The sequence below is a fragment of the Bradyrhizobium sp. genome (genome assembly GCF_049586575.1).
In the GTDB taxonomy this organism is placed as follows: Bacteria; Pseudomonadota; Alphaproteobacteria; order Rhizobiales; family Xanthobacteraceae; genus Bradyrhizobium.
On sequence record NZ_JBAVCF010000365.1, the window covers coordinates 1 to 3,160 of the forward strand.

A 3,160-nucleotide genomic window follows, 5' to 3' on the forward strand; every position below is an offset into this window, starting at 1 on the left:
GGCCAATGCCCCCGCCGGCGACAGCATCCTCGAACACTTTGGTAGGGCGCCGAAATTCTGCCGCCGTGCGCGCCTTTTGCTCGGCAATGCGGACCGACGAGAGCTGCGCGTTGTCGAGGCGCTGCAGCATGACGAGGTTGGCACCAGAATCGACGATCGCGATGGCGACGCCCCAGTTGTTCCTGGTCGCCTCAGCTTCGGCGGCAGCCATGGCTTTCTTGGCAGCGGTGATATCGATGGGCGCGCCATAGGGTGTGCTGGGGGGAGCGGCTTGGGCCATTTGTGTCTCTTTTTTCCTTAGGCTGCTGCGGCTTTGAAGCGCGGCGCCAGCACGGTGTTCTTCAGTGTTGCAGCCATCGCAGTCATCTCGTCGCTACTGAGCGGCGAATAAGGCGGGTAGGGTTCGCCGGCCGGAATGCCGATCAGGTTCATCGCCGCCTTCATGACCGGCGCGAGCCCGCGACGCATCCACTTCGACGGGAACAGCGCGAACTGAAGCTGGATTTCGGCGGCGCGTTCGTAGTCCTTGGCGACAAACGCGTCGATGACGGCGCGCGCGATCTCACAGCCTGGCGGAGGCATGGTCGCGCCGGAGCCGCCGAGCTGCAATGTCGCCAACAGCATCTGCATGGTGGTGAAGTAGCGGGCGTGGCCGGCGCGGTCGATCTCGACGATGAGCCGCGACACGCGAGCGAGATCGCGCGAACTTTCCTTGATGAGCTGCACCTGGGGAAGCTTGGCGAGCGCGATGGTGTCGGTGACCGACACGTCCGCGCCAGGGCCGGGATTGAGGTAAAGCGTAATCGGCAGCTTGGTCTCGCGGCCGATCGCCTCGAAATAGGCGATCAGGTCGCCCTGCGTCGGCGGCCCGGCGAACGGGCGAAGCGGCGCCAGAAGCTGAACGGCTGTGGCGCCCCATCGCTCCGCGTCGTGGGCGAACTCGATCGCTGTCTTGAACGAGGCGTGCGATATGCCGACCATGACCGGAACGCGTTTGTCGGTGAGATCGATGGTGCGGCGGATCAGGTCCTTGCGCTCGGCGAGGCTGAGATAGGTATATTCCTGGGTCTCGACCCCGGCGGCGACCACCATGGTGGCGTGGCAATCCTTGACCACGTAGTCGATCTGGCGCTTCAGTCCGGTTTCATCGACCTTGAGGTCTGAGGTGAAGGGGGTCAGCGGCGCAACGATCAATCCGGGTGTCTGCACTGCGGTCGGCATGGGATGCTCTCTGCGTGTGGCGAACAATTGATATCGCCCCGGCGCGGCCATTGCTACCGGGGGTCGGCTTGATCTTTGCGCGGCGGCCAGCGACCCTCCGCCGCGACAAGGGTGGACCGACCGATGCTGCTGACCGGCAAAGAATATCTCGAGAGCATCTGCGATGGGCGGCGGATCTATGTCGGAAGCGAACGGGTCGACGACGTTACCACGCATCCGGCGTTTCGCAACGCCGCGCATTCCTTCGCCGCGATCTATGACAGGAAACGCGCGTCGGAAAACCGTGCGGTGATGGCTGTCGAGGAGGATGGCGAGACCTTCTCCAGTTACTTTCTTTTGCCGCGCACGCGCGAGGACTTGCAGAAGCGGTTCGAGACGCATCGGCGCATCGCGTCGTGGACGCACGGTCTGCTGGGCCGCTCCCAGGATAATTTTCCGAGCTATGTGTGTGGGCTCGTGATGGATCCTGCGATGTTCGACGGCATTCGCCTGGGTTTCGGCGACAATATCAAGAACTACTACAAGCACATGAGGTCGAACGATATCTTCGCCTCGCACACCGTCACCAATCCGCAGGGCTGGCGAATGGCTGATCCGAAGAGCGCAGAACGGCGCACCCCGCCGACCTTACGCGTGGTGGCGGAGGACGATGCGGGCGTTACCATCAATGGCCTGAAGATGCTCGGCACCGCGACGGTGTTCTGCCACGAGACCTGGTGCGGGAATCTGCAGCCGGTGGCGAAGGGACAGGATAAGGAATCGATCACCTGCGCTGTACCACTCAACGCCCCCGGCGTGAGCATCTGGTCGCGCAAGTCTTACGAGAAATACGCGGTCAGCGAGTTCGACAATCCGCTTGCCACGCGCTTCGACGAGAACGATGCGGCCGTGCTGTTCGAGAACGTCAAGGTGCCGTGGGAGCGGGTGTTCTGTCACGACAACGTTGAGATGACGCGCGAGATTTATATGCGCACGCCCGGTCACGTGATGGCAAACCATCAGGCCAATGTGCGTTTCCTGGAGAAGCTCAAGTTGATCCTTGGTGTCGCCGGCAAGGTTGCCGACATGAACGGCGCGCGGAATATTCCGGCGGTTCAATTCACGCTCGGCCGGCTCGCGGCCATGGAGGCTACGCTTGAAGGCCTGATCATGGGCCAGATCAACACCGGCGAGACGCATCCGAACGGCTATCACACCGTCAACCGCCGCTACGTCTACGCGGCGCTGCACTGGTGCAGCACGCACTACGCGGAGATCTGCGACAATGTGCGCGAACTGATGGGAGCGGGGGTGTTCCAGATGCCGGCGGACGAGTCTGTGCTCGAGGACGAAAAGCTGCGCGAGACCTTCGAGGCCTACTGGTCGGTGCCCGGCCAGTCCGCGCAGGACCGTATGAAGTTTCTCAATCTGGCCTGGGACCTGCTCGGCTCCGACTTTGCCGGCCGTCACATGCAGTACGAGAAGTTTTATGCTGGGCCGGCCTTCGTGATGAACAGCTACAGCTACGAGGTCGGGCTCTGGGGCGAGTGGAAGCAGTGCCTCGACGATCTGCTGGCGAGTTACGACGCGCCGGCGGTGGTGCCAAAAATCTAATCAGCTTTGCAATCTTGAGCGGCTTCCGCCGTTCGAGATCACCTTCCACAAGGTAAAGGGCCGCTCCGGTGGCTGGACCTGAGCCGTAGCGCTATTCGATTGACACTTTTTGAAGCTCATCGCGACGCGAGCTTTTCAACGTCTTTCGGCTCCAGCATGTAACTGGCTGCCGGCTCCGGCAGAAAATTCATCTTGATGAGGACCGGCGATCCCCACGCCAAGTTCCCGCTAAGCGACAACCTTCCGACCCACAAAGGCGTTGCCGTTGAAAAGGCCATCAAAACTGCGCGTGCGCGGCTACTCTATCTGCCGAAATACTCGCCCGATCTCAATCCAATCGAGCAGG

At 61.9% G+C, this 3,160-nt stretch carries 3 protein-coding genes and 1 pseudogene; 2 read left to right on the top strand and 2 right to left on the bottom strand.

Going from position 1 to position 3,160, the window contains the following annotated elements:
- Together WB528_RS14120 and WB528_RS14125 are read right to left on the bottom strand one after the other, a co-directional pair.
- Positions 1 to 280, bottom strand: a 280-nt coding sequence (locus tag WB528_RS14120) for a GlcG/HbpS family heme-binding protein (protein WP_423889033.1), incomplete at its 3' end; no start/stop codon positions are given.
- 17 nt (positions 281 to 297) lie between these two features.
- Positions 298 to 1,221, bottom strand: coding sequence for a dihydrodipicolinate synthase family protein (locus WB528_RS14125; protein WP_423889034.1), 924 nt, complete (start codon positions 1,219 to 1,221; stop codon positions 298 to 300).
- Positions 1,222 to 1,344: 123 nt separating this feature from the next.
- On the opposite strand from WB528_RS14125, the gene WB528_RS14130 reads away from it, so the two are divergent.
- Together WB528_RS14130 and WB528_RS14135 are read left to right on the top strand one after the other, a co-directional pair.
- The gene (locus WB528_RS14130; RefSeq protein ID WP_423889035.1) at positions 1,345 to 2,814 is read left to right on the top strand and encodes a 4-hydroxyphenylacetate 3-hydroxylase family protein; all 1,470 of its coding nucleotides are present in this window, start codon (positions 1,345 to 1,347) and stop codon (positions 2,812 to 2,814) included.
- A gap of 234 nt (positions 2,815 to 3,048) precedes the next feature.
- Positions 3,049 to 3,160: pseudogene (locus WB528_RS14135) on the top strand (transposase); the annotation flags it as partial.